We start from the raw sequence: 23,004 nt of genomic DNA, 5'->3' as shown, positions 1-23,004 counted from the left end.
GTGAAACGTCGATGCATCCGCAGCCGGCGCTAGAATGGCCCTTCGTATCGGTATTCGCGGCAGCAAGGAGTTCGCATGATCAGATTCATCACAGTCACCGTCGTCGCCGGGTTGATCGCGCTTGTCGCCGGATGCGCGGGCGGGCCGTCTTCGGCGGGCGCGGGCGGCGGCAGCATCACGATGTACGGCACCATCGACGAAGGCGTGACCGTGCACAATTAGCCGAGCTTTTTGCCGACCCTATAATCGGGCGTATGCGCCTTGAAGAGCGCGTGCAACTTCGATAAAACGGAACGCCCATGAATACGCCCAATTCCACTTTCGCTCCCGCCGAACCCGGCGCCCTTCGCGCGGGCCGCGCCGAAACCACGTTTCGTTTTCTCGCCGAACCGACTTCGGTGAACTTCGGCGGCAAGGTGCACGGCGGCGCGTTGATGAAGTGGATCGACGAAACCGCGTACGCATGCGCGGCGATGTGGTCCGGGAGGTATGCCGTGACGGTGAGCGTCGGCAATATCCGCTTTCGCAGGCCGATTCTCGTCGGCAATCTCGTGGAGCTACGCGCGCGCGTGGTGGCAACCGGGCGCACCAGCATGCATATCCATATCTCCGTGCACGCGGGCGATCCGAAAGTCGGCGAGCTCGAACAGACTACCGATTGCCTGATGGTCTTCGTCGCCGTCGATGAAAAAGGTCAACCGACGCCCGTGCCCGCGTTCGTGCCGGAATCGGACGAAGAGAAGCGTCTCGCGCGCTACGCGATGGACGTGAAAGATGCGCTCGACGCTATCGTCGAACTGAAGCCGGAAGAGGTCGCGGCGGGGAAGGTTTGAAGCGCATTGACCGGTGAAGCCCGCGCATGCGCACGCGGGCTTCGTGATCGATCGACAAGCTACTTGTTGCCGACCATATCCTGCGGCTTGACCCATTCATCGAACTGCTGCTCGGTCACGTGTCCGAGCGCCAGCGCCGATTCCTTCAGCGTCGTGCCTTCCTTGTGCGCCTTCTTTGCGATCTGCGCGGCTTTGTCGTAGCCGATATGCGGATTGAGCGCCGTCACGAGCATCAGCGATTCGTTCAGGAGACTCTCGATACGCTTCTCGTTCGGCTCGATACCGACCGCGCAGTTGTCGTTGAAGCTGAGCGCGCCATCCGCGAGCAGACGCACGGACTGCAGCACGTTATGCGCGATCATCGGCCGGAACACGTTCAGTTCGAAGTTGCCGCTCGCGCCGCCGAAGTTCACCGCCACGTCGTTGCCGAAAACCTGACAACAGAGCATGGTCACGGCTTCGGACTGCGTGGGATTGACCTTGCCCGGCATGATCGAGCTGCCCGGCTCGTTTTCCGGAATCGAAAGTTCGCCCAGGCCGCAGCGCGGACCGCTCGCGAGCCAGCGGATGTCGTTGGCAATCTTCATGAGCCCGGCGGCGACTGTCTTCAACGCGCCGTGCGCGGCGACGAGCGCGTCGGCGGCGGCCATCACTTCGAATTTGTTGGGCGCGGTTTCGAACGGCAGGCCGGTCAGCTTGCCGATGGCCGCCGCGACCTTCACCGCGAACTGCGGATGCGCATTGAGCCCCGTGCCGACGGCCGTGCCGCCTTGCGCAAGCTGATACAGATGCGGCAAGGTTGCCTCGACGTGACGAATGCCCTGATCGAGTTGCGCGACATAGCCTGAGAATTCCTGGCCGAGCGTGAGCGGCGTTGCGTCCTGCAAGTGTGTGCGGCCAATTTTCACGATATCCGCGAAGGCCTTCGATTTTTTGTCGAGCGTGTCGCGCAGCGTCTTGAGCGCCGGCACGAGATGCCTGACGATGGCAAATGCGGCGGCGACATGCATGGCCGTCGGAAATACGTCGTTGGACGACTGTCCGCGATTCACGTCGTCGTTCGGATGCACGAGGCGCTCTTCGCCGCGCTCACCACCGAGCAGCTCGCTTGCGCGATTCGCGATGACTTCGTTGAGATTCATGTTGGTCTGCGTGCCGGAGCCCGTCTGCCACACGGCGAGCGGAAACTCGTCCGGATGCTTGCCGTCGATGATCTCCTGCGCGGCTGCCTTGATCGCCTTGGCTTTCTTGGCGTCGAGCACCTTCAGCTCTTCGTTCACGTCGGCGGCTGCGTGCTTGACGATAGCGAGTGCCGTGATCAGCTCGGGCGACTGCTTTTCAGTCGATATCTTGAAGTTCTGCAAGGAGCGCTGCGTTTGCGCGCCCCAAAGCTTGTCGTTCGGCACGGCAATCTCGCCGAACGTGTCCTTCTCCATGCGTACATCGCCCTTTGCGTTCTGTGTCATTGCTTGAAGCTCCTTACGAGAGTCAGATTCGGTGCCGATGCGAGCCGCCCGCTTCATAACTGCTTGTCGACTGGCAGCAGCATGAAGAGGCCCGTCATCACGTTTCGATACAAGCCCGCTTCGGGATCGAAGTTATAGGTGACCATGCCGTCCTTGCCCTTCGTCGTCCAGACGAGGCCGGATTGCGGCGAACCGGTGCGCTGCAGACTCGCCATCACCGCCGCGCTCGCCAGTTCCACGCGATAGCTCACCTCGGGCGTGATGCCTCGATCGAACAGCTTCGCGGTCTGATCGGCGATAGGCTGGCTATGGATCACGAGCGCGAGTTCGGTGTTGAGCAGCGCCGAGCGCGGATCGAGATTCATCGAGCCGATCACGAGGATACTCCGATCGATGACATACGCCTTTGCATGCAGACTCGCGCGCGATTGCGAGCCGAAGAGCCCGGCGCGCGGACGGCCTTCGCCCTGGATCTGAATCGGCTTGAATTCGTACAGTTCCACGCCGTTTTGCAGCAGAGGAATGCGATACGGCGCGTAGCCCGCCTGGACCGCGACGGCATCGGTGGCGGCGAGGGAGTTGGTCAGCACGGCGACGCGCACGTGTCGCCGCGTGACATCGGCGAGCGCCTTCACGCCTGCATCGTGCGGCACGAAGTAGGGCGACAGAATCAGGAATTCGCTTTGCGCGCTCTTCAGCAGGTCGGCGAGACGCGTCATCGGCGGACTCTTGTAGTCCTCGCTCGGGTTCTCGATCTTCGACGGCGAATCGGCCCAGAACTCGGTCTCTGCCCAGACGAGTTCCAGATCTTCCTGCGCGATCTGCTGCGCGAGCGGCGTCGCGTTCAGCGGCTTGGCATTGAGCGGTTCGGCTTGCGCGCGCCAGTGCGCGCGCAGATCGTCGCGCGTCTTGTCTAGCTCGGACGCGTCGAATTTCTGCTTGTTCAACACGCGCAGCGGATACGACAGCGCGCTGTTCCAGTAGTCGTCGAAACTCGCGGAGACTTTTTGCGCGATGGGTCCGGCGGTGAAGACATCGAGATCGCGGAACTGCAGCGTCGGACTCGCGCTGAAGTATTCGTCGCCGAGATTGCGGCCGCCGACGATGGCGATCTGGTTATCCGCGATCATCGCCTTGTTATGCATGCGGCGCGTGAAGCCATCGACATTGGAGAAGAAGTTCTGCGTGCGTTCGGTGAAGCTCTCGCGCGCGCTGCCGTATGGGTTGAACACGCGAATCTCGATGTTCTGATGCGTGTTCAGCGCCGCCATGATGCGGTCGATGTCCTTGAAGTTCAGGTCGTCGACGAGCATGCGCACGCGCACGCCGTGGTCCGCCACGTAGAGCGCGGCGGCGAGCAACAGCTTGCCGGTGTTGTCTTCCTCGGCGATGTAGTACTGCATGTCGAGCGTTTTCGTCGCCGCGCGCGCGAGTGCAATGCGCGCCTGCAGCGCTTCAGTGCCGCTTGGCAGGAGACGCACGGCGGACTGGTCCGGGTGCTTGCGTTCGAGCGGCGCGAGCGCGTCGCCGAGCGGCGTGCTTTCGCTAGCCGGCAATGCCTGGCTCACCGGGCGATCGAACGCCGTGGCGGGCGGGCGTGTCGCGCAAGCGGCGCAAAGTGCCGTCAGCGCGAGCGTTGCGAAGAGGCGCGCGGTGCGACTCGAAATCTTCCTCATGCTGCTCGTTCTTGCATTTGCACTCGCACTTGCACTTGCACTTGCACTTGCACCGATGGCAGCTTCATCCATTCCCCGGTTTCGCGACACTGTCATTCCTCTTTTTCGTGGTCTCGATACGGCCCGGCATTCATGACGATGCCGATGCTCGGTTTCGCGACGTAGCAATTACCGTTCTCGCCGGTGCTGGTCTCGAAAATATTCTATGGGAAATTGGACGATTCGCCCGGAAAGGCAGTATGCGAACCCGCGTATCGGCGCCAGAGCGCGGACGAAAAAAAGCCCGCTCGGGTGGAGCGGGCTTGAACCCCTGTCACTGGAGTCTCAAGGAGGAGACGGGTTCATCCTAACAATGCCTGCTGGTCTCTCCAACCAAGGATTCGTGCTTTGTATGTGGGGAAGCGGTTGTGATGCTTATTTGCTCGAACCACGCGCTCAGGTCGGGCCGTGAACCGGCGCGGTCGCGCCATCCGCAACCTTCACGCTTCCCGTCTCGACCATCCGCCGGCTGATTCGATGAAAACGCAGCGTCATCAGCATGGCAACGCTCGCGAGCCCCGCCGCGAGGCCCCACCACAAGCCCTTCGCGCCCAGTTCGAAGTGAAACGCGAGCACATAACCCGTCGGAAAACCGACGCCCCAGTAACCGAACGCGGCGGCGAGCATCGGCACGCGAGTGTCCTTGAGGCCGCGTAGGCAGCCGGAACCGACCGTCTGCATGCCATCGACGATCTGGAACACGGCGGCGACACCCAGCAGCGAGGCCGCGAGCGCAACCGTCTGCGCGTTTTTCGGATCGCCGAGATGCAGATACAGCCCGACGATCGCGCGCGGCACGGTAATCAGCACGAGTCCCGACAGCACCATGAAGCCGACGCCGAGCGCGAGCGCGACGAAGCCCGCATGACGCGCCGCGAGCGGCACGCCCGCGCCGACCCAATAGCTCACGCGCACGTTCGCCGCCTGTCCGATGGCAAGCGGCACCATGAAGGCCACCGACGCCACGTTGATCGCGATTTGGTGCGCGGCGAGCGGCGCTTCGCCAAGCAAGCCGACCATGAGGCCGGTGGCGAGAAACAGCGTGGATTCGACGCCATACGTGATGGCGACCGGCCAGCCGATGCCGAAGAGTTCGCCCATGAGCGGCATGCGCGGACGCGCCGCGACGACGAAATGACGATAGCGCGGCCGCAGATGCAACAGCGCGACGAGCGCGAGCGCAATGCCCCAAATGGTGATCGTGGTCGCCGCAGCCGAGCCGAGAAACCCTTCGCGCGGCAGGCCCCAGGCGCCGTGAATCAGCCCGTAGTTGAGGAAACCGTTGACGAACACACCGCCGATCGACACCCACAAAAGCCTGCGCGCCGCGCCGATAGCCGGCAGAAACGCGCGCATCAATCCAATGCCGATGAGGCTGCCCGGCGTGCCCCAGCGCAGCACGGCGCAATACTCACCGATATTCCGGGCCAGCGTCGCGGGTTCATGGAACGCGAGGAGAATCGGCTCGGCGTAGCTCAGGAGCACGAACGCGGGCACCGCAAGCAGCACCGACAACACGAGCCCCGTCCAGTAGATGCCCGGCACCTGATGTTCCGCGTTCGCGCCACGCGCATGCGCCACCGATACGCTGACGGACGTAAGCACGCCCTGCAGCAGCGTCACGATCACGAAGAACACGTTCGCGCCCAGGCCGCCGGCAGCGAGCGCATCGGGGCCTAACGAGCCGAGCAGGATGGTGTCGGTGACGCCCATCGCCATTTGCGAGAGTTGCGCGATGGCGAGCGGCGCCGCGAGCCGCGCCGTATCGACGGCATGGCGCGAAAAACTCGGCGGATGCGCCGCCGCGCGCGTGAAATGGGATTGCATGTCTTGAGCGGCCATTCGTGGCGACGGTTTATTCCGGCGCGCGGACTTGGATCTTCTGACCATCGAGCGCGACGACCTGACCCGCGCGAATCTTGCAGGTCTTGCGCATCTCGACTTTGCCGTCGACGCGGACATCGCCCATGGCAACGCGCGCTTTCGCGGAGCCGCCGCTGTCGGCGAGCCCCATCAGCTTGAGCAAGTTATGAAGTTCGACGTAGTCGCCCGTAAGGGTGAATTGAAGCGGTGGCATGGCGGGCGCGGAGGTTACTCGGGTTGATTCGAGGTGGATTCGAGATGAATTCGGGGCGGAGGCGTCAATGATAAACCAGTGGCCGCCCTCGAATAGCTGGGCACGCGCCGTGCTGGTGCATGACGGACTTCGGCGCGCGCTGTCATCGTATTGAAAGCAGGCGCGATGGCAATTGTAGCCAGATGAAACGGTCGGTAACAACGACTCGGTTCGTCGAACTTGGACGCGCATCGCCGAGTCCGATAGTTTGATCGATACAGCTTCGGTCATCTTTCCAATCGACAAAAGTCGTGCGTCATCGCAGTTCATGGCCGCCGACGCTTAAACCAAGAGAGGACCTCGCTCATGATTAAGACTCGAAATCTGATGATCGGCACCGCATTCGCCGCCCTGACCGCCGCTTCGGGCGCTTTCGCCCAAACCACGGACGCCGTGCCGGCACAACCGGCGACACCTGCGCCGCAAAATCTCGTCGCGCCCGCGCCGACCGATCCGCTGGTCCAGCGCCGCAACGCGAACGCCGAGGCGAACGCGGAGTACAAGGCATCGAAGAAGGCTTCGCAGGCCGACCTGAAGGCCGCGAACAAGCAGGCGAAGGCGCAGTACAAGGAGCAGGTGCGTAACGCGAAGATCAATCGCAAGGCGGATAAGGACGCCGCCAAGGATGAGTTGAACGCGACGGAATCCAACACGCCGAAGGACACGGGCTTGCAGCATTGATTTCGATGCGTTGGACGCGCGCCGCAGTGCCGTGGCGCGCGCTTCATGAGGCTTGAGAAAGGGAGGACACACCATGACTCGATCAAAGAATGCAGTGTTGGCCGCCGTGATTGCCGGGACGCTTGCGAGCGTCTCAGTGGTTTCGTTCGCGCAGACGACGAGCGATCAGCAGCCGAGCAGCGCGGACAAGAAGGCATCGAAAAAGCAGGCCGAAGCCAACAAGGACGCGGCCGTCGCTCAGGCCAAGGCCGACAAGAAGAAAACCGAAGCGCAGTCGGAAGCGAACGAAGCGGCTGCGGATGCGAAGCTCAAGAACGCGAAAAAGGCGGATTAGCAGGACGGTTGTTCGGGTAGTGCGAATGGTCCAGTCGGGTGCAACCCGCTGGGCCGTTTTTTTTTGCCCAACCAACCGGTGAGCGCAAACCCTTGCGTCTCCAGTCTGTATGGATATACAGTACACGTCACACTTTTTTGCGCCTCTTCCCGTGCTGACGCTCCCTGAAGAAACCGCCACCGCCGACGCAGCCGAAGCCCAGGTCGCCGCCTATCTCGCCAAGCTCAACGAGGCGCAGCGCCACGCCGTCGAATTCGGCGTCGATGAACCCAACCGCTGCGGCGGACCGCTTCTCGTCATCGCGGGCGCGGGGTCTGGCAAGACCAACACGCTGGCGCACCGCGTCGCGCATCTGCTGGTGAAAGGCGCCGACCCGCATCGCATCCTTTTGCTTACTTTCTCGCGCCGCGCCGCTGTCGAGATGACGCGTCGCGTCACGCGCATCGCCATGAACGCGCTTGGCACCAAGGCGGCCATCGCGCAAGGTCTCACGTGGTCAGGCACGTTCCATAGCGTTGGCGCGCGTTTGCTGCGCGATTACGCCGATCTCGTCGGACTCGCGCCGTCGTTCACCATCAACGACCGCGAAGACTCCGCCGATCTCATGAACCTCGTGCGCCACGAGCTCGGGTTATCGTCGAAAGAGAAGCGCTTTCCCGCCAAGTCCACGTGCTTCAGCATTTATTCGCGCGTGGTCAACACGGGCGCCTCGCTTGCCGCCGTGCTGGATCAGTCGTATCCGTGGTGCCGCGAGTGGGAGGCGGACTTGAAGCGTCTCTTCGCCGCCTACGTCGCGGCCAAACAGACGCAAAGCGTGCTCGATTACGACGACCTCTTGCTTTACTGGTCGCATCTCGCGGCTGAGCCGACTATCGCCGCCGATCTGTCGAGCCGCTTCGATCACGTGCTCGTCGACGAATATCAGGACACCAACCGCCTTCAGGCCACCATTCTTCTGGCGATGAAACCGGACGGCCGCGGCCTCACCGTCGTCGGCGACGATGCGCAGTCCATCTACTCGTTTCGCGGCGCGACGGTGCGCAATATCCTCGATTTTCCGCGGCACTTCGACCCGCCCGCCGCGACCGTCACGCTCGATCGCAACTATCGTTCGACGCAGCCCATTCTCGAAGCGTCCAACGCGGTGATCGGCATGGCCACCGAGCGCTATACGAAGAACCTCTGGACCGACAAGGCATCGGCGCAAAAACCGCGCGTGGTGAGTGTCGCCGATGAAGCCGATCAGGCGCGCTATATCGTCGAGCAAGTGCTGGAGGCGCGCGAGGGCGGCATGAAGCTCAAGTCGCAGGCCGTGCTGTTTCGCGCGGCGCATCACAGCGCGACGCTCGAAATCGAACTCACGCGCAAGAACATTCCGTTCGTGAAATTCGGCGGGCTCAAGTTTCTCGACTCCGTGCACGTCAAGGACGTGCTCGCCGTATTGCGCTGGGCGGAAAATCCGCGCGATCGTGTCGCCGGCTTTCGCGTGGCGCAATTGCTGCCGGGCGTCGGGCCGGCCATCGCCGGGCGGCTGCTGGACAGCGTGGCGCAAGCCGAACGTTCATCGAATGCGATTGCCGCCTTCCATGCGCCCGCCCGCGCCAGCGAAGACTGGCCGCGTTTCGTCGGCCTGATGGCGAAGCTCTGCGGCCGCGAGAGCGGCTGGCCGGCGGAGTTCGAAATGATCCGCCGATGGTACGAGCCGCATCTCGAACGCAATCACGAAGACGCGGCCATTCGTATTGGCGACGTATTGCAGATGGAGAGCATCGCGTCGACCTATCCCACGCGCGAGCGCTTTCTCACCGAACTCACGCTCGATCCGCCCGATGCGACCAGCGACGAGTCCGGCGTGCCTCTCATCGACGAAGATTATTTGATTCTCTCGACAATCCATTCGGCGAAGGGGCAGGAATGGCGCAACGTTTTCGTGCTGAACGGCGTGGACGGCTGCATTCCATCCGATCTGGGCACGGGTAGCGACGAGGAAATCGACGAAGAGCGGCGGCTGCTTTATGTAGCGATGACGCGCGCGAAGGAAGATCTGCATATCGTCACGCCGCAGCGCTTTTACGTGCACAACCAGACGCATCTGGGCGACCGGCACGTGTGGGCGCAACGCACGCGCTTTATTCCGCAGCATCTGATGCAGAATTTCGAAGCCACCGCGTGGCCGCCGGTTCCGGTCGCCGCCGCGCCGACGGCGGCGGGACTCGCGGCCGCGGCTAAGGCGAAGATCGATATCGCGGCGCGCTTGAAGGGGATGTGGGATTAGCGGTAAGCGGCGCCCGGTCCACGCCTAACGCTGCGCCCGCGAAGTCTTCGGCACGCGCGGCGCCGGCGCAAAGATGCTCCGCAGCCATGCGGCAAACCGCGTGAACCCATCATAAGGTTCATCGACAAACAACTCCGGCCGCAGCGAGCGAATGTATTCGAGTACCTGCTGCGCTTCCTGTTTCTGAATCGACCCATAAAAAATGCCGAGCCGCAGCAGACAGCGCAATTCACCGAGCTTCTCGCGCGCATTCGAGCCAACGCTGTTTTCCACCGCGATCTTCGTCTCATAGGTGCGCTGACGCAGCGAATCGGCGAGGCGCCACGCGGGCGTCTGCATCTTCTCCTCGACTTCGCGGATATCCATGGCGGCCGACTTGATCTGCGAGGCGAGCACATCGACTTGCGAAGCATCGCCCTTCGCCTCGGTGACGATGGCCGTCGCCCATTCGCGCGATGCCTTCACGAGATCCTCGGCGTTCCAGTCCGAGCGGATCGCGAACGCGAAACCGTGTTCGGCCGCCTGTCGGATCAAAATCTCGACGACATCCGGAAATTCCTTGTCGAGCGCGCGCTTGGCCCACGCGTACTGGCCTTGCGACAGCATGCGCTGCACCGCCTGCTCGGTCAGCGGCGTCGGATTGTCGAGCAGCTTGGCGCGCAGAAAGTCCTCGAACGTCGGCGTGACGAACTGCGGGTCGAGCTTGAGCGACAGGCGCATGAACGCCTCATAGTCGCGATGCAATGAAGCGATGGTCTCGTCGCGAAACGATAGGGTTATTTGACGCATGTTGGTTCCCGGTTCCGCGCTCGGATGGCCCGATGGCGGGAAATGCCTTTGGCGTCCGCTTCGACGGCGGAGTCCATTCGTTTCTGATAACGGCGTTACAGCCGGGAACTTGAGGGTGCTCTGAAAGCCGTTGCGCGAAGAAGCCTTTAACGCAAGACGACGAACTGCCAAACGAAGAAAACCGCGAGCGACACCCCGATGGTAAGCAAGGGCCGCCTGGTCCACGCGCACACGGCCACCGCAACCACGGCGGCCATGAGTTGCGGGTTGCGCCACGTGATTTCCGCGCCGTTGCCATGCGGCGAGACGGTCATCGGCACGATGATCGCGGTCAGCACCGTCACCGGCACGAAGCCGAGCGCCGTGCGCACGATGGGCGGAAACGGCAGCCGCTCGCCCAGCACGAAGACGGCCGCGCGGATCAGATACGTGACGAGCGCCATGCCGAGAATCAGCAGCACATAGTTCGATGTGGTCATCGTGCGCGCTCCTTGCGGTCGTCGCCGTTCGATTCACGCTTGCGTCGTTCCATCAGCGTGATCGCCATGCCGACTCCGATTCCCACCAGCACCGCCGCAAGCAAGCCGAGCTTGTATGGCCAGTCCTGCCACGCGAACGACAGCACGCCCGATGCAATCGCCGCCGCGACGAAGCGCACGGCCACCAGTTGCGGCACGATGATGGCGATGAACGTCGCGACCATCGCGAAGTCCAGCCCGAGCGACTTGAGCCCTGGGAATGCGGCGCCGAAGAGCAAGCCGACGAGCGTCCACAGCTGCCAGTTCAGATACATCGAGAGGCCGGAGCCGAAGAAGTAGTGCGGGCCGATTTCGCCCGGCGCGCGCTTCTGGTAATGCGCGTAAGCGACGGCGAACACTTCGTCGGTGAGCAGACCCGACAGCGCCCAGCGCCAGCGCGCGGGCAGATGCGCGACATAAGGCGCGAGCGTCGCCGAATAAAGGACGTGCCGCAAGTTGATGACGAAGGTCGTGGCCCAGATCACGATGAAGCTCGCGTGTCCCGCGATCATGCCGATGGCGATGAACTGCGCCGAGCCCGCGAACACCGCGAGCGACATCAACTGGCCGTGCCAGAGCGTGAGCGGGCTCGCCGTGACGAGCGTGCCGAAGATGACGCCGAAGGGCGCGGCGCCGACCATCATTGGAATGGTGTCGCGCGCGCCGGCGGCGAATTCCCGCAGCGCGGGGCTGGATACTGCTTTCAAATCGTGCCTCCGTTATAAGCCAATATGAGCGCTTGGGCATTCATATCGGTCGCCGGGAGGATAAGGCATGCAGTACGCATCGGGCTTGTACGATCGTGCGGCGCTCGTGGCTCGCGTGACGGTTTCAACCAGCCTGCCGGCAAGTCGTACAGTTTACAACTTCATTGTGGGCGCGGCGGGGCGCGCGCATCGCTTCACTTCCTTCACTTCACGGGAATGATCGTGCCTTCGGGAACCGGCACCGCCGTCACGCTGTTCTTCGGGCTGCCGGTCGCAATGCGATCGCTGTAGGTCAAGTAGACGAGCGTATTGCGTTTGGCGTCGACCACGCGCACCACGTGCAGCGTCTTGAAGATGAACGACATGCGGTCGGAGAAGACATCGGTCTTCTGCTTGAGCGGCTGAGTGAATTTGATCGGCCCGACCTGACGGCAGGCGATAGACGATTCCGTCGGATCTTCCGCGATGCCGAGCGTGCCTTTCACGCCGCCCGTGCGCGCCCGCGACACGTAGCAGGTAACGCCCGCGACGAGCGGATCGTCATAGGCTTCGACGGTCACGCGGTCGGAACCGGTGAAACGGAAATTGGTGTTGACGCTCGCGATTTCCTCGGCCTGCGCTATTGCCGCGCCGAACAAGGTAACGAGCGCCGCAGCGGTAGCGGTGAGGAGAGTGCGGTTCATCGTGATCCTTCGGAAAAAGAGAAAGGGCGTCGTATTGTATCGACGCCCTTGCTGTTTTCCCGCAAGCATTCGGCCAATCGGCGATTCAATGGAAGATCAAATACAGGATCACCAGAACCACGACCGGCACACCGAGCAGCCATCCGAGTAGGTAAGGCATGTCGACCTCCTTCGCGTGTTGTTTTTGACGATTCCAGTATCGCGAGGAAGCGCGCGCGGCGTTAGCCGCGTGTGTCCTAAATACGTGTAGGCGCAATCCTATGCTCTCTTACCGGCACGTTACGATTGGTCATTCCATCACGCGAATCCTGCGCGCTGGCTGATCCCGATACAGCGTGCGCACGTAATCGAGATGCGCTCCGGCGCATTCGCGGGCGCGGGCGGGGTCGCGGGCGGCGATGGCATCGAACATGGCGCGATGCTGGGCGAGCAAGTTCGCTTCGACTTCATCGTCGTAATCGACCAGACGGTGCGATGTCAGCATGGACTCGCGCACCAATTCGTTGAGACCGTGCATGACGTGCGCCAGCGCGACGTTGTGCGTGGCGTCGGCGATAGCCAGATGAAACGCGGCGTCTTTTTCGGCAATGCGCGTGCTCTTGTCGGCCACCGCGGCTTCGAGCGCCTGGAATGCATCGGCGATGCGCGTCAGATCCGCCTCGGAGGCGCGCTCGGCGGCGTAGGCAGCGGACAGCGTTTCAAGGCCATGACGCAATTCGAGGACATCGGCGCTGGCGTTGGGTTGCTGTTCGAGGAGTGCGGCGAGTGGATGCGACACGAGCGGCGCCGTCACATCCGACACGACGAAGCCGCCGCGCGCCACCGCGCGGATGAAGCCGTCCGACTCCAGCCGAATAAGCGCCTCGCGCAGCGACGGCCGCGAAACGTTGAGTTGTTCCGCCAGATCGCGCTCGGCTGGAAGGCGCTGGCCAGGCAGGAGCGTGCCGTTCGAGATCAGCTCGCGTATCTGCCCCGACACCACGTCCGACAAGCGCACGCGGGCGTAGGAATGCGAGTGGACGGGCTGAAAAGGCATCGTTCGAGCAGTGGAGGTAAATCGGGACTTTCGGAGTTTGACACGAAAGAGCCATCTCTTTAAAGTCTTGGTCAGACCAAGCTTACCAAAAACCGGCCCCCAATCCTCAAGTCGCCGTTTCGGATCCCATGAAAGTCGCCCTGTTTGTGCCCTGTTTCATCGACGCCTTCTATCCGCAGATCGGCGTCGCCACGCTGGAACTGCTCGAACGCCTCGGACTCGATGTCGATTACCCGCAGGATCAAACCTGCTGCGGCCAGCCGATGGCCAATAGCGGCGCTCACAAGGAAGCCGCCGGCGCCGAGCGCGTGTTTGCGCGCAACTTCGCGGATTACGACTACGTCGTCGGACCATCGGCGAGTTGCGTGCATCACGTGCGCGAGCACTTCACGGCCATCGAACAGACGAGCGCGGTATCGAAGGTCAGAAAAAACACCTACGAGCTCGTCGAATTCCTGCACGACGTCTTGCAGGTGCGCGAGTTTCCGTGGGCCGAATTCCCGCATCGCGTCGGGCTGCACAACAGTTGCAGCGCGGTGCGGCACTTGCGCGAAACGTCGAATTCGGAAGTGGCGGCGGCGCCGTTTTCCAAGCCGCGCGCGCTGCTCGAAGGCGTGAAGGGCATCGAATTCGTCACGCCCGCGCGACCCGACGAATGCTGCGGCTTCGGCGGCACGTTCTCCGTGACCGAGGAAGCCGTGTCCGTGCGCATGGGTCAGGACAAAGTACGCGATCACGTCGGCGCGGGCGCGCAGTACATCGTGTCGGGCGACATGTCGTGTCTCATGCATCAGCAGGGATGCGCCGAGCGTCTCAAACTCGATGCGCGTTTCATCCATATCGCGCAGGTTCTCAACGGAGCGCGCGCATGAGCAAGACCTCGGGCAAGTCGGTGAGAATCGATCACGCGAAGGCGGCGGGCGCATTTCTGCAGAAGCCGGATCACGTCGCGTTCCACGACAAGCGGCTGTGGGACTTGCGCAGCAAGCGCGACGCGCAGGCGCACGGTATTCCCGAATGGGAGGAGATGCGCAATCTCGCGTCGGGCATCAAGGAACATACGCTGTCCAATCTCTCCGAATACCTCGCGCAGTTCGCGGATCAGGCGGAGAAGAACGGCGTCGTGGTGCACTTCGCGGCCAACGCGGAAGAGCACAACGCGCTCGTCCACAAGCTGATGAGCGAACGCGGCATGACCACGCTCGTCAAGAGCAAATCCATGCTCACCGACGAATGCTACATGCGCGACTATCTCGAACCGCGTGGCATCACGGTGATGGAAACCGATCTTGGCGAACGCATTCAGCAGCTGGATCACCAGGACCCGAGCCATATGGTCGTGCCGGCCGTGCACAAGCTGCGCGCGGATGTGGCCGAGCTTTTTGGACGCACGATCGGCACCGATCCGGACAACAGCGACATCCACTATCTCGCCGAAAGCCAGCGCATGGACACGCGGCCGTACTTCGTGCGCGAGAAGACGGCCGGCATGACGGGCTGCAATTTCGCGGTGGCGGAAACGGGCACGGTCGTCGTCTGCACGAACGAAGGCAACGCGGATCTCTCGGCGAACGTGCCGCCGCTGCATATCGCGTCCATCGGCATCGAGAAGATCATTCCGCGTATTGCCGATCTCGGCGTGTTCGTGCGCATGCTTTCGCGCAGCGCGCTCGGCTCGCCGATCACGCAGTACACGTCGCACTTTCGCGCGCCTCGGCCGGGCACGGAGATGCATTACATCCTCGTCGATAACGGCCGTTCCGAACGCCTCGCGCTCGACGACTTCTGGTTCTCGCTCAAGTGCATTCGCTGCGGCGCGTGCATGAATACGTGTCCGGTGTATCGGCGAAGCGGCGGGCTATCGTACGGCGGCACCTATTCGGGGCCGATCGGCGCGATCATCAATCCGACGCACGATCTCAAGCGCTACAGCAGCCTGCCGTTTGCCTCGACGATGAACGGCAGTTGCACCAACGTCTGCCCGGTAAAGGTGAATATTCATGAACAGATTTACAAGTGGCGCGAGGTGATCGCCGAACGCCACGAAGTGCCGTTCGTGAAACAGGAAGTGTTGAAGATGGCGGGACGGCTGCTCGCGAGCCCGACGCTTTATCGCGCGACGGTGGCATCGCTTGGCGGCGCGCTCAAGCGGCTGCCGAACTTCGTGCTGTACAACCCGCTCAACATCTGGGGCCGGCAGCGTGACTTGCCCGAAGCGCCCGCCGAGACCTTCCACGAGTGGTACAAGAAAAACCGGAAGATCGCCAAATGACGACTCGCGAAGCTTTTCTGTCGAAGATCCGCGCGGCGCAGCCCGCTTCGCGTCCGCTTCCCGATGTGCCCGTCTTCGCGACGCCCGAGGGCGATCTGCGCACGCGCTTCGAAACCGCGCTCATCGCCATGGGTGGAACATGCGTGGAAGCGCAGAGCCTCGACGAAGTCGGCGCGATGATCGCGCAACGTTTCGGCGATGGCGCAGCGGTGGCGTCGGCGGTGGCGGGAATCGAAGGCACGCGGCCGATTACGGTCGATACCGTTCCGTCGTCGCTTCAGGATGTCGATGTGGGCGTCGTGAGAGGGCGCTTCGGCGTGGCGGAGACTGGCTCCGTGTGGTTCAGCGAAAAGGAGTACGTCGTCAATTCAATCGGCTATATCGTGCAGCATCTCGTCGTGCTGCTCGATCCTTCGCAGCTCGTCGAAGGCTTGCAGCAGGTTTATCGACGACCCGATTTTCAGTCGGCCCGTTATGCGGTGCTGGTGACGGGGCCTTCGGCCACTGCGGATATCGAGGGCGTGCTGATTCGCGGCGCACAGGGCGTGCGATCGCTGACGGTTGTCTGGCTTGCTGCTTAGATGCTTTAGAAGAGCGCTACTGCTATTTGCGCAAACAAAAAAGCCCAGTCGAATGACTGGGCTTTTTGTACGAAACTGGGTGGCTCCCCGACCTGGGCTCGAACCAGGGACCTACGGATTAACAGTCCGGCGCTCTACCGACTGAGCTATCGGGGAACAGCTACTACGCTTGAAACGAGTCTCTGATGAGACAAAAAACCCAGCTCACAACTCGGCTGGGTTTTCCTTTGATTCTGTCTGGAACCTGCTCAATACTGAGTGGCTCCCCGACCTGGGCTCGAACCAGGGACCTACGGATTAACAGTCCGGCGCTCTACCAACTGAGCTATCGGGGAACATCTACTGCAGAGAAACGAAATTATAGGGAGCGCTTTCTGCGCTGTCAACGCTCAATCTTCATTCAATAACGGTTTTTTGCATCGAAATTGATTGATCCTGCGCGTCCGACAAATGACAGGGCGGCAAATACAGCCGCTTAGCGCTCCAGCAGATCCAGCTTTTCCTTCACGTCCTTGAATTCGTCGGCTTCCGGCAGCGGCGCCTTGGTCTTCGTGATGCTCGGCCAGTTGCGCGCGAGTTCCGCGTTCAGTTCGGTGAAGTGTTGCTGGTCGCCGGGAACGTCTTCTTCGGCATAGATTGCATTCACCGGGCATTCAGCCACGCACACGGCGCAGTCGATGCATTCGTCCGGATCGATCGCGAGAAAGTTGGGACCTTCGCGGAAGCAATCCACCGGGCACACGTCCACACAATCGGTGTAGCGGCACTTGATGCAGCTTTCGGTCACAACGTGAGTCATTCAGGCTCCTGCATGCGCAATTCGGGGGAGGGCGGCGTTTTTAGATGACCATATGGGCAGCGGCACAGGGCCGTGCGCGGCTCGCTCGCCAAAACGCATATTGTAGCGTAACGGTAAAAGGCGACGCGAGCGCCGCGCCATGCGCCTTATATCGATTCGTGATTAATGTATGCGGCTTTCCTAAAAGGGCCGGGGCGGCAGGATGCCGTGCACGCATTCGGGTAACATGAACGGACAGCGCGCGGCGCGTCTCGTCAATAGCGGTCGGTAGCGGCCTATACAGCGCGCGGGCATCCTTGCATCGATGTACAAGCCAGAACCATGATCATCAATTCGCTGCTCGATACCGATCTCTACAAATTCACCATGATGCAGGTGGTCCTGCATCATTTCCCGGCGGCGCACGTCGAGTATCGGTTTCGCTGCCGCACGCCGGAAGTGGATCTGGTGCCGTTCATCGACGAGATTCGGGACGAGGTGCGTCAACTCTGCAACCTGCGCTTCAAGGAAGAAGAGCTCGACTATCTGCGGCGCATGCGCTTCATCAAGAGCGACTTCATCGACTTTCTCGCGCTCTTTCATCTGAACGAGAAGTCCATTCGCATCGCGCCGTCGAAGAAGGGCAACGGCGAGATCGACATCGAAATAGAAGGGCCTTGGCTGCACACCATTCTCTTCGAGATTCCGGTGCTGGCCATTGTCAACGAAGTGTATTTCCGCAATATGCAGAAAAAGCCGGAATACGAAACCGGACGCGAACGTCTGCGCGACAAGATCAAACTGCTCGCCACACCGCCCGAATATTCGGACTGCAAGATTGCCGATTACGGCACGCGCCGCCGCTTTTCGGGCCAATGGCACGAGGAAGTCGTGCTAACGCTCAAGGAGCGGCTCGGCGAACAGTTCGCGGGCACGAGCAACGTGTTCTACGCGATGAAGCATGGTTTGCGTCCGCTCGGCACCATGGCGCATGAATACCTGCAAGCGTGTCAGGCGCTCGGCCCGCGTCTGCGCGACTCGCAGATCTTCGGCTTCGAGATGTGGGCGAAGGAATATCGCGGCGACCTGGGTATCGCGCTGTCGGATGTCTACGGCATGAAGGCGTTCCTGCGCGACTTCGACATGTACTTCTGCAAGCTCTTCGACGGCGCGCGTCACGATTCCGGCGATCCCTTCGACTGGGGCGAACGCCTCATCCGGCATTACGAGGAAAACCGCTGCGATCCGCGCACCAAGGTGCTCGTGTTCTCGGACGCGCTGGATATTCCGAAGGTGCTGCAACTGTATGAGCGTTTCCGCGGGCGCTGTCAGCTCGCGTTCGGCGTCGGCACGAATCTCACGAATGACCTGGGCTATCAGCCATTGCAGATCGTCATCAAGATGGTTCGCTGCAATGGTCAGCCGGTGGCGAAACTCTCCGATTCCCCCGGCAAGAACATGTGCGACGACAAGGCATATCTTGCTTATCTGAGGCAAGTGTTCGGCATCGAGAAGCAAGCGGGCGAGACCGACTGACGCTTGGTTCGTGCTTTGTTCCCGCGCGCGGCCTATGCCTTTCGGCCGAGGTGCGCGCGCTCAAGACCGCTCGATATAATTCGATCGTGCCGCCAGGACTCGTGGCGCGCACGCATCCGGAACACTCTCGCACTCGTAAGGACGGCACCATGGACACATCGGCGGCGCGCCGCAATATTCTCGCGCGCATACGCAGCGCGCAGGGCAGACGCGGTGAGCCGACCGAAGCCGAGCGTGCCACCGCGAACGACTATCTGACGCGTCATCCCGAAGGTCCGCGCCCGCCGTTGCCCGACACCCGCGACGCGCTCATCGCGCGGTTTCGGCTCGAAGCCGAACGGCTCTCGACCACCGTCGCCGAAGTCGCCGCGCTCGACGATGCTCCCGCCGAAGCCGCGCGCTACCTCCGCTCGTTGAATCTTGCCACCGATGCCGTCGCATGGCCTGCGTTGGCTGAGTTGCCGTGGACCCAGGCGGGCATTCAGGCGTCGTTACGCAAGCCGGAAGACGCGGATCTCGTCGGCATCACGGGCTGCTTTTGCGCGACGGCGGAAACCGGGTCGCTCGTGTTGCTGTCCGGCCCGGATACGCCCGCGTCCGGCGCGCTCTTGCCGCAGACGCATATCGCGGTCGTGCCGGCTTCGCGCATCGTCGCGGCGCATGAAGACGCCTTCGCTCTGATTCGCGCCGAACGGGGCGAACTGCCGCGTGCGGTGAACTTCGTTTCCGGGCCGTCGCGCACCGGCGATATCGAGCAGACCATCGTGCTGGGCGCGCATGGGCCGTATCGCGTGCATGTAATCGTCGTGACCGAAGCGTGAGCGCAGTGCGGTCTCTTCTCCTCGGCTGCATGGCATTGCTCGGCGCGATGTCGAACGCGTCGGCGGCCACGGTCGATGGCGCGAGCTTGTCGGCGGCGTGGGGCGTTCCGTTCTTCGGCATGCTGCTTTCCATCGCGGTGTTTCCGCTCGTCGCGGCGAAGCTCTGGCATCACCACTTCGGCAAGATCGCGTTGCTCTGGGCGCTTGCGTTTCTCGTACCCTTCGCGGCTGCGTTCGGCGGCGGCACGGCGCTCGGCGTATTCGTTCACGCGATGCTCGAAGAGTACATACCGTTCATCGTTTTGCTGGCTTCCTTGTACACGGTCGCGGGCGGCATTTGCGTGCACGGCGATCTTCGCGGCTCGCCGCGTCTGAATGCCTCGTTGCTCGCGCTGGGAACCGTGCTGGCAAGCCTTATGGGCACGACCGGCGCGGCCATGCTGCTGATCCGCCCGCTCTTGCGCGCCAACGAAAACCGCAGGCATGTCGTGCATGTGGTCGTGTTCTTCATCTTTCTCGTGGCGAACGTGGGCGGCTCGTTGTCGCCGCTCGGCGATCCACCTTTGTTCCTCGGCTTTCTGAACGGCGTCGGTTTCTTCTGGACGACCACGCATCTCTTTCTGCCGATGCTCCTCGTCTCCGTCGTTCTCCTCGCGCTCTTCTACGCGCTGGATACTTATTTCTGGCGCAAGGAAGAAAAAACGCAGCTCGGCTCGGTCAGGACGATTGCAGTTCACATCGACGGCAGGATCAACTTTTTGCTGCTCGCGGCGGTCGTCGCATTGGTGCTGATGAGCGGCATCTGGAAGCCGGGCGTCGTGTTCGATGTGTACGGCACGCATCTGCATTTGCAGAACGTCGTGCGCGACGCGGCTCTGGTGATCGTGCTGCTCGCATCGCTCGTCCTCACGCCCAAAAGCGCGCGCAAGGGCAACGCGTTCGACTGGGCGCCTATCGAAGAAGTGGCGAAGCTTTTCGCGGCTATTTTCATCACCATCGCGCCGGTCATTACGATTCTGCGCGCGGGCGAGTCGGGCGCGTTCGCGGGCATCGTGCACGCGGTGTCCGACCAAGGCAAGCCGCACGATCTCGCCTATTTCTGGGCCACGGGCATCCTGTCTTCGTTCCTCGATAACGCGCCGACGTATCTCGTGTTCTTCAATCTCGCGGGCGGCGACGCTCCCACGCTCATGACCACGGGCGCGTCCACACTCGCGGCAATCTCGGCGGGCGCGGTCTTCATGGGCGCGAACACGTATATCGGCAATGCGCCGAATTTCATGGTGAAGGCAATCGCCGAATCGCGCGGCATTCGCATGCCGGGCTTCTTCGGTTATATGGGATGGTCTGGCATCGTCCTGTTGCCGTTATTCGCCGTCTTGGGCTGGCTATTTTTCTAGGAGCAATTCGATGAAGAAGGTGCTTGTTGCGCGTCCCACTTTTCCCGATGTGGTCGAACGTCTGAAACAGTATTTCGAAGTCGATCTGAATCCGGGCGACGTGCTTGGCCAGGAGGAGTTTCGCGCGCGTCTGGCCGACAAGGACGGCGCGTTCACTGCCGGCGAGATGGTCGGCGAAACGGAACTGGCGGGCTCGCCGAACCTGAAAGTCGTCGCGAACATGGCGGTCGGCTACAACAACTTCGACATGCACGCCTTCGACGCGCACAAGGTGCTCGGCACCAACACGCCCAACGTGCTGAACGAAACCACCGCCGACTTCGGCTGGGCGCTCATGATGGCTGCGGCCCGGCGCGTCACCGAATCCGAGCACTTTCTGCGCGCGGGCAAATGGCAGAAGTGGAGTTTCGATTCGTTCCTCGGCACCGACGTGTACGGCTCGACGCTCGGCGTGATCGGCATGGGCCGGATCGGGCAAGCGCTGGCGCGCCGCGCGGTGGGCTTCGACATGCGCGTGATCTATCACAACCGTTCGCGCGTCGCGCCGGAGATCGAGTCGCAACTCAACGCGGAGTACGCGTCGAAGGAAGACTTGTTGAAGCGCGCGGATCACGTCGTGCTCGTGCTGCCCTACACCAAGGAGAACCATCACACCATCGGCGCGGCCGAACTCGCGTTGATGAAGCCGACGGCCACGCTTACCAACATCGCGCGCGGCGGAATCGTCGACGATTCGGCGTTGATCGCCGCGCTGCGCGAGAAGCGTATCGCGGCCGCGGGGATCGACGTGTTCGAAGGCGAACCCGACTTCAATCCCGATTTCCTGTTGCTCGATAACGTCGCGTTGACGCCGCATATCGCGAGCGCCACCGAGTCGACGCGCCGCGCGATGGCCAATCTCGCCGCGGACAATCTCATCGCCGGTTTGGGTGAAGGACCGCGCGCCGGCAATCCGCCGAATCCGATCAACCCGGACGTGCTGAAAAAATGATCGAACTGTTGTACGGCGCGATCGCGCTCCTGGCGATTGCGCTTCTGGTTGCGCTCGTCGTCCTGTTTGCGACGATGCGGCGCACGTCCCGCGTCGATATCGAAGAGGAATTCGTCGCGCTCACCGACCGCGTGAACGACATGGGCGAGGCGCAGACGCGGGCGCAGGAGCGGCTCGAACGCGGCTTGCGTGGCGATATCGCGGAGAGCACGCGCGTCTCGCGCATGGAATCGCAAAGCGGCTTCACGCAGTTTCATCAGACGCTCGCGACGCAGTTGGCGAGCACGTCGAGCGTGCAGAACGCGCAGTTCGACGCGCTTGCGCAGCAACTCGCGCAGCAGAGTCAGCAGGCGCGCGACGATCAGGGCAACGCGCTCAAGCGCTTCGCCGACTCCATGACTTTGCATCTCGGCCAGCTATCGGAAGCGAACGAACGGCGGCTCGGCGAAGTGCGCGCGACGCTCGAAGCGCGCCTCAAGGACATCGAGGCGAACAACTCGGCGAAGCTCGATGAAATGCGCCGCACCGTCGATGAAAAGCTGCATTCCACGCTGGAGCAGCGGCTCGGCGAATCGTTCAAGCTGGTGTCGGACCGGCTCGAACAAGTGCATCGGGGCTTAGGCGAGATGCAGACGCTCGCGGCGGGCGTCGGCGATCTGAAGAAGGTGCTGACCAACGTCAAGACGCGCGGCATTTGGGGCGAAGTGCAACTGGAGTCGTTGCTTGAACAGTTGCTCACGCCGGATCAATACGCGAAGAACGTCGCGACCGTGCCCAAGAGCAACGAACGCGTGGAGTTTGCAGTCAAGTTGCCGGGCCGTCACGACACGCCGGGCGCGCCGGGCGATGCCGCGACGCCGGTGTGGCTGCCTATCGACGCCAAGTTTCCGCGCGAGGACTACGAGCGTCTCGTCGATGCGCAAGATCGCGCAGATCCCGTCGGTGTGGAAGAAGCCGCGCGTGCGCTCGAAGGACGCTTGCGCGCGGAGGCGCGCTCCATCGCGCAGAAGTACGTGTCGCCGCCGCATACGACCGACTTCGCGTTGCTGTTTCTGCCGACCGAGGGTTTGTATGCCGAAGTGCTGCGGCGTCCGGGTCTGACCGACTATCTACAGCGCGAGCATCGCGTGAGCGTGGCCGGTCCGACTACACTCACGGCGCTGCTCAACAGTCTGCAAATGGGCTTCAGGACGCTCGCTATCGAAAAGCGGTCGAGCGAGGTGTGGCAGGTGCTCGGCGCGGTGAAAACCGAGTTCAACAAGTTCGGCGATGTACTCGCGAAAACGAAGTCGCAACTCGAAACCGTCACGCGCTCGATCGAAGCGGCGCAGACGCGCACGCGTCAAATGGGCAAGCGCCTGCGCGATGTGGAAGCGCTTCCGGGTGAGGAAGCGCGCGGTCTGCTCGGGGATGACGAGGCCGCGCTGCCGCGAGACGGGGACGACGAGCTTTGACGAGCTTCAGATGATAAG

Annotated in this window: 23 protein-coding genes and 2 tRNA genes; 13 read left to right on the top strand and 12 right to left on the bottom strand. The window is 62.3% G+C overall.

Annotated features, from left to right (window positions below):
* Nucleotides 1–75 precede the first annotated feature (75 nt).
* Nucleotides 76–222 carry a hypothetical protein gene (locus LDZ28_RS09780; protein WP_244825866.1) on the top strand — a complete coding sequence of 49 codons (147 nt, stop codon included), beginning with the start codon at nt 76–78 and terminating at the stop codon, nt 220–222.
* A 77-nt stretch (nt 223–299) separates the two neighbouring features.
* Entirely contained in the window at nt 300–833 is a 534-nt protein-coding gene (locus LDZ28_RS09775; protein ID WP_244825865.1) for an acyl-CoA thioesterase, read from the top strand.
* Nucleotides 834–892: 59 nt separating this feature from the next.
* On the opposite strand, the gene fumC is transcribed toward LDZ28_RS09775, so the two are convergent.
* From fumC to LDZ28_RS09755, 4 genes are all read right to left on the bottom strand, one after another.
* On the bottom strand, nt 893–2,299 hold the full coding sequence (gene fumC / locus LDZ28_RS09770) for a class II fumarate hydratase (protein WP_244825863.1): 1,407 nt from the start codon (nt 2,297–2,299) through the stop codon (nt 893–895).
* 53 nt (nt 2,300–2,352) lie between these two features.
* Entirely contained in the window at nt 2,353–3,975 is a 1,623-nt protein-coding gene (locus LDZ28_RS09765) for a phospholipase D family protein (protein WP_244825862.1), read from the bottom strand.
* 435 nt (nt 3,976–4,410) lie between these two features.
* On the bottom strand, nt 4,411–5,841 hold the full coding sequence (locus LDZ28_RS09760; RefSeq protein WP_244825860.1) for an MATE family efflux transporter: 1,431 nt from the start codon (nt 5,839–5,841) through the stop codon (nt 4,411–4,413).
* 28 nt (nt 5,842–5,869) lie between these two features.
* Nucleotides 5,870–6,091, bottom strand: a complete 222-nt coding sequence (locus LDZ28_RS09755) for an RNA-binding S4 domain-containing protein (RefSeq protein ID WP_244825859.1) — start codon at nt 6,089–6,091, stop codon at nt 5,870–5,872.
* A gap of 345 nt (nt 6,092–6,436) precedes the next feature.
* Here LDZ28_RS09755 and LDZ28_RS09750 point away from each other — a divergent pair, with 345 nt between their 5' ends.
* The 3 genes from LDZ28_RS09750 (at nt 6,437) to LDZ28_RS09740 (ending at nt 9,420) form a co-directional block, all read left to right on the top strand.
* Nucleotides 6,437–6,811, top strand: a complete 375-nt coding sequence (locus LDZ28_RS09750; protein WP_244825857.1) for a hypothetical protein — start codon at nt 6,437–6,439, stop codon at nt 6,809–6,811.
* Nucleotides 6,812–6,884: 73 nt separating this feature from the next.
* Nucleotides 6,885–7,145, top strand: coding sequence for a hypothetical protein (locus LDZ28_RS09745; protein ID WP_244825855.1), 261 nt, complete (start codon nt 6,885–6,887; stop codon nt 7,143–7,145).
* A 109-nt stretch (nt 7,146–7,254) separates the two neighbouring features.
* The gene (locus tag LDZ28_RS09740; RefSeq protein ID WP_284503805.1) at nt 7,255–9,420 is read left to right on the top strand and encodes an ATP-dependent helicase; all 2,166 of its coding nucleotides are present in this window, start codon (nt 7,255–7,257) and stop codon (nt 9,418–9,420) included.
* A 24-nt stretch (nt 9,421–9,444) separates the two neighbouring features.
* On the opposite strand, the gene LDZ28_RS09735 is transcribed toward LDZ28_RS09740, so the two are convergent.
* From LDZ28_RS09735 to LDZ28_RS09715, 5 genes are all read right to left on the bottom strand, one after another.
* Nucleotides 9,445–10,209, bottom strand: coding sequence for a DUF4088 family protein (locus LDZ28_RS09735; protein WP_244825852.1), 765 nt, complete (start codon nt 10,207–10,209; stop codon nt 9,445–9,447).
* Nucleotides 10,210–10,355: 146 nt separating this feature from the next.
* On the bottom strand, nt 10,356–10,688 hold the full coding sequence (locus tag LDZ28_RS09730; protein WP_244825851.1) for an AzlD domain-containing protein: 333 nt from the start codon (nt 10,686–10,688) through the stop codon (nt 10,356–10,358).
* Nucleotides 10,685–11,371 (bottom strand): AzlC family ABC transporter permease, encoded by a 687-nt coding sequence (locus tag LDZ28_RS09725; RefSeq protein WP_244828092.1) that lies wholly within the window; start codon nt 11,369–11,371, stop codon nt 10,685–10,687. The genes LDZ28_RS09730 and LDZ28_RS09725 overlap by 4 nt, the downstream gene beginning before the upstream one ends.
* A gap of 266 nt (nt 11,372–11,637) precedes the next feature.
* Nucleotides 11,638–12,117, bottom strand: a complete 480-nt coding sequence (locus LDZ28_RS09720) for a CreA family protein (RefSeq protein WP_244825849.1) — start codon at nt 12,115–12,117, stop codon at nt 11,638–11,640.
* A gap of 289 nt (nt 12,118–12,406) precedes the next feature.
* Nucleotides 12,407–13,153 carry a FadR/GntR family transcriptional regulator gene (locus LDZ28_RS09715; protein ID WP_244825847.1) on the bottom strand — a complete coding sequence of 249 codons (747 nt, stop codon included), beginning with the start codon at nt 13,151–13,153 and terminating at the stop codon, nt 12,407–12,409.
* 128 nt (nt 13,154–13,281) lie between these two features.
* Between LDZ28_RS09715 and LDZ28_RS09710 the strand changes: the two genes are divergently transcribed.
* From LDZ28_RS09710 to LDZ28_RS09700, 3 genes are read left to right on the top strand one after another with little or no spacing between them, the layout of a single operon-like run.
* Nucleotides 13,282–14,025 (top strand): (Fe-S)-binding protein, encoded by a 744-nt coding sequence (locus LDZ28_RS09710; protein WP_244825846.1) that lies wholly within the window; start codon nt 13,282–13,284, stop codon nt 14,023–14,025.
* A complete protein-coding gene (locus tag LDZ28_RS09705) occupies nt 14,022–15,425 on the top strand; it encodes a lactate utilization protein B (RefSeq protein ID WP_244825845.1) in 1,404 nt (467 codons plus the stop codon). The genes LDZ28_RS09710 and LDZ28_RS09705 overlap by 4 nt, the downstream gene beginning before the upstream one ends.
* Nucleotides 15,422–16,006: an LUD domain-containing protein gene (locus LDZ28_RS09700; protein WP_244825844.1), complete on the top strand. Its 585-nt coding sequence runs from the start codon at nt 15,422–15,424 to the stop codon at nt 16,004–16,006. The genes LDZ28_RS09705 and LDZ28_RS09700 overlap by 4 nt, the downstream gene beginning before the upstream one ends.
* 80 nt (nt 16,007–16,086) lie before the next feature.
* Here LDZ28_RS09700 and LDZ28_RS09695 read toward each other — a convergent pair.
* The 3 genes from LDZ28_RS09695 to fdxA all read right to left on the bottom strand — a co-directional run bounded on the left by LDZ28_RS09695 (nt 16,087) and on the right by fdxA (nt 16,805).
* Nucleotides 16,087–16,162: transfer RNA gene (locus tag LDZ28_RS09695), tRNA-Asn, on the bottom strand.
* 103 nt (nt 16,163–16,265) lie between these two features.
* Nucleotides 16,266–16,341: transfer RNA gene (locus tag LDZ28_RS09690), tRNA-Asn, on the bottom strand.
* A 140-nt stretch (nt 16,342–16,481) separates the two neighbouring features.
* Entirely contained in the window at nt 16,482–16,805 is a 324-nt protein-coding gene (gene fdxA / locus LDZ28_RS09685; protein WP_062633607.1) for a ferredoxin FdxA, read from the bottom strand.
* A 321-nt stretch (nt 16,806–17,126) separates the two neighbouring features.
* Here fdxA and pncB point away from each other — a divergent pair, with 321 nt between their 5' ends.
* The 5 genes from pncB to LDZ28_RS09660 all read left to right on the top strand — a co-directional run bounded on the left by pncB (nt 17,127) and on the right by LDZ28_RS09660 (nt 22,986).
* Nucleotides 17,127–18,320: a nicotinate phosphoribosyltransferase gene (gene pncB, locus LDZ28_RS09680; RefSeq protein WP_244825843.1), complete on the top strand. Its 1,194-nt coding sequence runs from the start codon at nt 17,127–17,129 to the stop codon at nt 18,318–18,320.
* Nucleotides 18,321–18,469: 149 nt separating this feature from the next.
* Entirely contained in the window at nt 18,470–19,141 is a 672-nt protein-coding gene (locus LDZ28_RS09675) for a lactate utilization protein C (protein ID WP_244825842.1), read from the top strand.
* Nucleotides 19,142–19,170: 29 nt separating this feature from the next.
* Nucleotides 19,171–20,541 (top strand): sodium:proton antiporter, encoded by a 1,371-nt coding sequence (locus tag LDZ28_RS09670; RefSeq protein ID WP_244828090.1) that lies wholly within the window; start codon nt 19,171–19,173, stop codon nt 20,539–20,541.
* A gap of 10 nt (nt 20,542–20,551) precedes the next feature.
* The gene (locus LDZ28_RS09665; RefSeq protein WP_244825841.1) at nt 20,552–21,532 is read left to right on the top strand and encodes a D-glycerate dehydrogenase; all 981 of its coding nucleotides are present in this window, start codon (nt 20,552–20,554) and stop codon (nt 21,530–21,532) included.
* The gene (locus tag LDZ28_RS09660; protein WP_244825840.1) at nt 21,529–22,986 is read left to right on the top strand and encodes a DNA recombination protein RmuC; all 1,458 of its coding nucleotides are present in this window, start codon (nt 21,529–21,531) and stop codon (nt 22,984–22,986) included. The genes LDZ28_RS09665 and LDZ28_RS09660 overlap by 4 nt, the downstream gene beginning before the upstream one ends.
* Nucleotides 22,987–23,004 lie beyond the last annotated feature (18 nt).

Source organism: Caballeronia sp. TF1N1 (assembly GCF_022878925.1).
GTDB lineage: Bacteria > Pseudomonadota > Gammaproteobacteria > Burkholderiales > Burkholderiaceae > Caballeronia.
The sequence above is the reverse complement of the archived record's forward strand: the minus strand, read 5'-3'. Positions and strand labels throughout refer to the sequence as shown.

Excerpts from the sequence above, each read along its gene's own strand:
- LDZ28_RS09725 (WP_244828092.1), bottom strand. The coding sequence starts at position 11,371 with ATGATGGTCGGCGCCGCGCCCTTCGGCGTCATCTTCGGCACGCTCGTC.
- LDZ28_RS09700 (WP_244825844.1), top strand. The coding sequence starts at position 15,422 with ATGACGACTCGCGAAGCTTTTCTGTCGAAGATCCGCGCGGCGCAGCCC.
- LDZ28_RS09670 (WP_244828090.1), top strand. The coding sequence starts at position 19,171 with ATGGCATTGCTCGGCGCGATGTCGAACGCGTCGGCGGCCACGGTCGAT.
- LDZ28_RS09780 (WP_244825866.1), top strand. The coding sequence starts at position 76 with ATGATCAGATTCATCACAGTCACCGTCGTCGCCGGGTTGATCGCGCTT.
- pncB (WP_244825843.1), top strand. The coding sequence starts at position 17,127 with ATGATCATCAATTCGCTGCTCGATACCGATCTCTACAAATTCACCATG.
- LDZ28_RS09735 (WP_244825852.1), bottom strand. The coding sequence starts at position 10,209 with ATGCGTCAAATAACCCTATCGTTTCGCGACGAGACCATCGCTTCATTG.
- fdxA (WP_062633607.1), bottom strand. The coding sequence starts at position 16,805 with ATGACTCACGTTGTGACCGAAAGCTGCATCAAGTGCCGCTACACCGAT.
- LDZ28_RS09760 (WP_244825860.1), bottom strand. The coding sequence starts at position 5,841 with ATGCAATCCCATTTCACGCGCGCGGCGGCGCATCCGCCGAGTTTTTCG.
- LDZ28_RS09750 (WP_244825857.1), top strand. The coding sequence starts at position 6,437 with ATGATTAAGACTCGAAATCTGATGATCGGCACCGCATTCGCCGCCCTG.
- LDZ28_RS09715 (WP_244825847.1), bottom strand. The coding sequence starts at position 13,153 with ATGCCTTTTCAGCCCGTCCACTCGCATTCCTACGCCCGCGTGCGCTTG.
- LDZ28_RS09740 (WP_284503805.1), top strand. The coding sequence starts at position 7,255 with ATGGATATACAGTACACGTCACACTTTTTTGCGCCTCTTCCCGTGCTG.
- LDZ28_RS09710 (WP_244825846.1), top strand. The coding sequence starts at position 13,282 with ATGAAAGTCGCCCTGTTTGTGCCCTGTTTCATCGACGCCTTCTATCCG.
- LDZ28_RS09720 (WP_244825849.1), bottom strand. The coding sequence starts at position 12,117 with ATGAACCGCACTCTCCTCACCGCTACCGCTGCGGCGCTCGTTACCTTG.
- LDZ28_RS09660 (WP_244825840.1), top strand. The coding sequence starts at position 21,529 with ATGATCGAACTGTTGTACGGCGCGATCGCGCTCCTGGCGATTGCGCTT.
- LDZ28_RS09745 (WP_244825855.1), top strand. The coding sequence starts at position 6,885 with ATGACTCGATCAAAGAATGCAGTGTTGGCCGCCGTGATTGCCGGGACG.
- LDZ28_RS09765 (WP_244825862.1), bottom strand. The coding sequence starts at position 3,975 with ATGAGGAAGATTTCGAGTCGCACCGCGCGCCTCTTCGCAACGCTCGCG.
- LDZ28_RS09705 (WP_244825845.1), top strand. The coding sequence starts at position 14,022 with ATGAGCAAGACCTCGGGCAAGTCGGTGAGAATCGATCACGCGAAGGCG.
- LDZ28_RS09755 (WP_244825859.1), bottom strand. The coding sequence starts at position 6,091 with ATGCCACCGCTTCAATTCACCCTTACGGGCGACTACGTCGAACTTCAT.
- fumC (WP_244825863.1), bottom strand. The coding sequence starts at position 2,299 with ATGACACAGAACGCAAAGGGCGATGTACGCATGGAGAAGGACACGTTC.
- LDZ28_RS09675 (WP_244825842.1), top strand. The coding sequence starts at position 18,470 with ATGGACACATCGGCGGCGCGCCGCAATATTCTCGCGCGCATACGCAGC.
- LDZ28_RS09665 (WP_244825841.1), top strand. The coding sequence starts at position 20,552 with ATGAAGAAGGTGCTTGTTGCGCGTCCCACTTTTCCCGATGTGGTCGAA.
- LDZ28_RS09730 (WP_244825851.1), bottom strand. The coding sequence starts at position 10,688 with ATGACCACATCGAACTATGTGCTGCTGATTCTCGGCATGGCGCTCGTC.
- LDZ28_RS09775 (WP_244825865.1), top strand. The coding sequence starts at position 300 with ATGAATACGCCCAATTCCACTTTCGCTCCCGCCGAACCCGGCGCCCTT.